Origin of the sequence: Cereibacter changlensis JA139 (assembly GCF_003034985.1) — a bacterium.
In the GTDB taxonomy this organism is placed as follows: Bacteria; Pseudomonadota; Alphaproteobacteria; order Rhodobacterales; family Rhodobacteraceae; genus Cereibacter; species Cereibacter changlensis.
On record NZ_PZKG01000203.1, the window covers coordinates 1 to 5,216 of the forward strand.

At 66.8% G+C, this 5,216-nt stretch carries 6 protein-coding genes; 2 read left to right on the forward strand and 4 right to left on the reverse strand.

Annotated elements, in window-relative coordinates:
- The 3 genes from C5F48_RS21685 to C5F48_RS21695 form a co-directional block, all read right to left on the reverse strand.
- On the reverse strand, window positions 1-1,550 hold a 1,550-nt coding region (locus C5F48_RS21685; protein WP_107665831.1), incomplete at its 3' end, for a ParB/RepB/Spo0J family partition protein.
- Between the two features lie 70 nt (window positions 1,551-1,620).
- A complete protein-coding gene (locus C5F48_RS21690) occupies window positions 1,621-2,022 on the reverse strand; it encodes a DUF3768 domain-containing protein (protein ID WP_107665836.1) in 402 nt (133 codons plus the stop codon).
- A gap of 2 nt (window positions 2,023-2,024) precedes the next feature.
- On the reverse strand, window positions 2,025-2,273 hold the full coding sequence (locus C5F48_RS21695; RefSeq protein ID WP_107665832.1) for a hypothetical protein: 249 nt from the start codon (window positions 2,271-2,273) through the stop codon (window positions 2,025-2,027).
- A 700-nt stretch (window positions 2,274-2,973) separates the two neighbouring features.
- On the opposite strand from C5F48_RS21695, the gene C5F48_RS26515 reads away from it, so the two are divergent.
- Window positions 2,974-3,420, forward strand: a complete 447-nt coding sequence (locus tag C5F48_RS26515; RefSeq protein ID WP_107665833.1) for an NUDIX domain-containing protein — start codon at window positions 2,974-2,976, stop codon at window positions 3,418-3,420.
- A gap of 358 nt (window positions 3,421-3,778) precedes the next feature.
- The gene (locus C5F48_RS21705; protein WP_107665834.1) at window positions 3,779-4,186 is read left to right on the forward strand and encodes a hypothetical protein; all 408 of its coding nucleotides are present in this window, start codon (window positions 3,779-3,781) and stop codon (window positions 4,184-4,186) included.
- Window positions 4,187-4,617: 431 nt separating this feature from the next.
- Here the strand turns inward: C5F48_RS21705 and C5F48_RS21710 are convergent, their stop codons facing one another.
- The gene (locus tag C5F48_RS21710; RefSeq protein WP_107665835.1) at window positions 4,618-5,010 is read right to left on the reverse strand and encodes a hypothetical protein; all 393 of its coding nucleotides are present in this window, start codon (window positions 5,008-5,010) and stop codon (window positions 4,618-4,620) included.
- Window positions 5,011-5,216: the final 206 nt, after the last annotated feature.

The window sequence follows — 5,216 nt, forward strand, 5'->3', positions numbered from 1 at the left end:
CCGCCGCAGGCGTAGTTCAGGGTCCGGGCGACGGCTTCGGTCAGCGCGGCGTTGCGGTGCTTCTGGCCCTTGGCGCGGAACGCGGCGAAGGCTTCGGCATGGTCGATGCAGCGCGTCGTGGCCCTCTGGGTCAGGCGCTCGTCCAGCGCCAGCCCTTCGTCCTGCGACGGGACAATGGTCGGTGCGCCGGTGCGAATGTCCATGATGCTGTGGTAGGCGCCCGCCTCCGGCGACAGGGCGAAGGCCAGCAGATCGAGCACAAGGCCCGGCTTGCACAGGAGCGCGGTCTGAGCGGCGGCGAGGCGCACCGCCTTCATGTCCTCCACCAGCTTTACGCTGTAGGCGCTCTTTTCCGCCGGAGCAGCTTCCACAAACCCGCCTTCGGGGGCTGCAATCACGCCCGCTTCGGCGGCGGTGGCGGCATCCTCCTTGCGAACATAGCCCAGCGAGGTCTGCAACGCGCCTTGGTGCGAGACGTAGACCCAACCGCCGCTCTCCGCGATCTGCTCGGGCGTGTAACGCTCGGCCTGCTTCTGGGTCAGTTCCTCGAACCGCGCGGCCTGCGCCTCGTCCATGGCGTCGTCCTCGGCCAGTTCGGCAAGGCTGTCGTATTCCTCGGCCTCGGCCCCGCTCAACTCGCCGCCTTCCTTGCGCAGCCGGATCATCGGGTCGGTGACGTTGTAGGACACATAGGTCTCGGCATAGACCTCGACCCATTTCCAGCCCCCGGCGCGCAGCGCCTCGGCGGCGGCTTCAAGCTTGGCGTCGAACAGGCGCATCATCAGGCCCATGTCCTCGATATACTCTTCCTTGCCGAACAGGTCGCGCTTCACCGCGCCGCCCGCCTCGCGGTAGGCGTCCAGCCCGACAAACCGCACACGGCGATCATCGGAGGTCATGCCCTCGGGCTGAAGCATGGATTTGACCTGATACTCGCTGTAGTAGCTGCTGCCCTTCACCCGGCCCAGCACGGCCAGCGCCAGTTCCTCGTCATTGGCGATGGTGAAGCAGGAGGCGATGCCGAGGGTGATCGCCCCTTCGTGCAGGGCGTCCAGCACCGGCTCGGGCAGGTTCGCCAGCGCAAGGCGGCGGTAGACATGGGCCTCGGTGACGGCGAAGGCTTGCGCGATGTTCGCCACGGCAGCGCCGCTTTCGGCCATCGCGCCATAGGCGCGAATCTCGTCCACGACATTGAGGTCTTGCCGCGCCGTGTTCTCGGCGCTGGCCCATGCCTGTGCGGTCATGGCGTCGGGGGCGATCCTCCCCGGCACCATCGCCAGATCGGGGCGCGTCTCGACGGCGATCTGCAAGGCGCGCAGGCGACGGCCACCGAACACGATGGCGACACGGTCCGCCTCGTCGCGCAGGCCGCCGAGGTTCTGGACCAGCCCGCAGGCGATCAGGCTTTCGGCCAAGAGGGCGATGCCTTCGGCGTCGGCGTCCTGACGCGGGTTGAGGGTGGAGAGGTAGAGATCGGCCATCGGCACATATTCGGTCACGGCGGCGGCGGCGGCGGCGGTGATGGCTTCGGCGGAAACCTGGGCGTTCATCGGTTCAATCCTCGATCTGTGGTGAGAGGGCGGAATGCCAGCCCCCTGTCCGGGGGCTGGGCGGCGGCTGTCAGTATTCGGAGGGCAGCAGGAGGGTCATGACGCGCACGGTTTGGGCCGGGTCGTGCGGGGCGTTTGAGCCGAAGGCGAGGGCCGGATCGTAATAGTCGATCTTCCAGTAGACCCGCTGGCCCTCGACGGTGACGACGCCGAAGTCATGCTGTCCGTGCGGGTCGTTCGCTTCGGTGAAGGTATCGAAGCGCATCACTTCGCCCATCAGCGCCACGCGGGCCGCATAGCCGAGGGCGGCGACGCCGGGGGTGGCGACGATCCGCCCCGGAACGGCAAAGTCCGCGCCAAAGGATTTGCGGAAGCGGTCGTTCTGCTCGGCGATCATCGCCGCCTGCCGTGCACGTTCCTCTTCGGCAGCGACATCGGCGTCTTCGTCGGCGGGAAGGGGTTGCAGGGTCATGGTCATGCCCCCAGCGCCGCGTGGGTGGCGGCGTCCTCGTAGCGGATGACCGGAGCGCCATCATCCTCGCCGCCGTAGCAGGGGCCGATCATGCCCGCGATCTTGGGCTGGCCTTGCAGGCAGGGCTGCAGGGTGGTGCGGCGCTCGACGCCGGTGATGGCGAGGCCGAGATTGGCGCAGGCGAACGCAAGATCATCAGTGGCGACGGCGGTGGGCGCTCCATCTGCCATGAACACAAGCTTGTAGGTCATTGTGCTTTCGCTCCTTCGTGGTGGGGGCGGCGCGGGTTGTCTCTTCCCCGCCTCCGCCGATGGGCTGCGCCTCGGCAATCTGGTCTGTCGAATACGCATGTATTCGGCGGAACAGAGTGGAGAGGGCGAAGCCCGACCCACGGCCCTGGGCGGGACTGTCAATGGTCGGAGCCGGGGGTGGTGCGGCCCGCAGGCGCAGACGAGGACACGGCCCCCGGCTCCGACGACGCGCATCGCGCGGCGCTTGCCGATTGACTGGCTCGATCAGGGATGTTGGGCGGATCTGGCAAACAGGAAAAACCGCAGGGCGGGGGTGAGCGCGGGCCCAAGCCCGCGTCGATCCCCTGACCTGGCTGCTGACCTGCTCGATCCCGACACATGTCGGGATCTCCGTCGGATCTTCTGCGCCAGTGATCGTCACCCGCAGGGCGGAGACGGGGCGTCGGACCCGACCATGCCCGGCTGCGTCATGGCTGGCTCTCCGAGACAGTCAGGACGCCCGCCGCGCAGGGAGGGGCTGATGTCCTGGCTCCGGTTCCGGCCAGCCCTGCTGGACGGAACTAGAGCGCGGCCCCGGCCGCCGGCCGGGGGGGCGCCCAGCTCAATCCGCCTATCTGCCGCCAGTGCTTAGGGCTGGCAACGACCGCGAGGAGCCCAAAGCCGGCGTTGCCTTGCTGCAGCCGTATGCTAGGTTCATGACATGTGGGATGGCCGTGACTTTCATGGAGCTAAAATAGCTCTCACGTTCGGGGAGCGCCTTGTCACCTACAAGCGCGACAACATTCCCACCATTCCGTCACCCGGCTTATGGGATCTTCCCGGCGGTGGGCGGGAAGGCAGTGAGACGCCGGTCGCCTGTGCCCTTCGGGAAGTTGAGGAGGAATTTGGCCTCATCTTTGAACCCCGGACAGTGCGGTGGTGCCGCCCCTATGCTGGCGCCATCGCCGGGACTCCCTGCAGCTACTTCCTTGCCGCGTCGATAGATCCTGAGCGGCTTGATTATGTGTGCTTTGGAAGTGAAGGCGAGCGTTGGGAGCCCATGCGGATCAGAGATTTCTTAGATCACGCTCAAGCCGTTCCGAACCTCCAACAGCGGCTTCGTGACTGGGCGGAAGCGCAAGCGCCAGCTGTTCTGGCATCCAGCTGAAGGGCGGCTTCGTCGGCACAGCAGACATCCGAAGGCAGGCTGCAGACCAGGGACAAACGCGGGCGCAGCCCGCGTTAAGCCTCTCGCCGACCAAGGAACCGGATAAATCCCGGCGCACGGCGGGATTTCTGCTATCGGCGCGGTGTCGACCGGGGCGATCAGCGACACCCGGAAAGCGCCACCACCACCCCGCCGATCCTCAAGACCGGCTCGATCCCGGCCACGCCGGGCTCTCCTTTGACGGCCTGACCTGAGTGCGCCGCTTCGTCGCATACGGGATTTCCCTCGGCGCGTTTTCAACCTTTGCGTGTCCGTGAGAGCCTTTCCGGCTCTGAGGTCAGAACCGGAAAGGAAGCACATGCGCTGCATCATCCCCCTGCTCTTTGTCCTGACGGCGCTGGCGCAAGGCCAGACCGCGGGCCAGGGCATCGCGCCCGATTGCTGGTTTCTCGATCCGGCGCCGGGTCCGCCTGATCCGGCGATCTTTGGACGGGCCGGCAGTTGCCGGCAGCTCGATGCGCTGTCCACAGCGGAACGACAGATGGTAATCGAGGCCGATTACACGGTGATCGAAGGCGGGCTGATAGACATGGCGTCGGTTCGCCTGGTCAGTTGGAGCGGCGGCGCCGAGGTCATGGCGAGACAGGCGCTGCGCACCCTGAGCCTGACGGTTATCCGGTGCAGCGGAGGCGGATCGGTGTTCACGCCGGGGCCGCTGACGGCGCGGCTGAACGGACCGCAGGGCGTGGTCGAGTTCCTGCCGTGATGGCCGGCTCTTGCGAGCAAGGGCGCAAGCCCACGGCGAGCCCAGCCGAGGGCAGCGGCGCAAGTCCGCTCTTCAGCGTTCTTGCGCGGCTCCGGACGGATCGGAGCATTTCTCGCCGGCCTCATATGAACGAGCTACAGAAGCGGCGTACTCCTTCAGCTGCTCGACGCAAGGCGCAGGGGTCCAGATCTGCAAGAGTTTGTAACCACGCTTTCGCATCCGTTCGCGGTACTCCTTTTGCTGCGTGGCTCCGACGGTCTTCCCCGTCCAAAGATCGAGTTGCGATTTTCGCGACATGTAGCTCCCTCTCCAAGCATGGCACGATTACCTCGGTGATCGGCAATCTCAAGACAGTCGTGATCCCGGCAGCGCCGGGATCTCCTTTCGCAGCTCTGGCAGGCCGGCGCAGATCTCGCGCCCTGCAGAGCCCTTCAGTTCACGGTTCCCGAGGCCAGCGCCGCCCCTCCCTGCGGCGGGCGGCATGTCGCGCTCGCCGGGGATGCGGGTTGGTCGCGTGCATCATCGCGACCGGCGGCCGGCAGCTCGGCGTTCTCGAGACTATCCGGGTAGCGCGGCCAAAGATCCACGAAGAACGCCAGATCCGGGATTGCAGGCTCGGCCTCCTGCTCGTCCGCCGGCGTGTCCCAGCGTTGAGCATAGGGATTGGCGGGGCCGTATTTGATCCCGTCCTCCCAGAAGCAGCCGAGATAGCCCGAGAGCCAGGCGCGGTGCAGCCCGGTGCGGGCGAGCAACCGGCGCAGCCGGCGCGGCATGACGCGCCGGCTGTAGCCCGCCGCGTAAAACCGCATGTAGACTTGGCGCATCGGCGGTCCCCCTCTCCTGAGCCCCCGAATGATGCCGTCAGCATCGGCTGGCCGCAATTGAGCCAGGTCAAGAGCGCCTTCGGCACGGTCCTTTTTGCGCTTCGGGGGCTTTGCCCCCCGCGACGCCAAGGGCCAAGCGCAAGCGTTGGCGGGCCGGTCTCCCCGTCTTCCTCCGCCTTCGGCTCCGTGCAGCCGGGTGATACCCC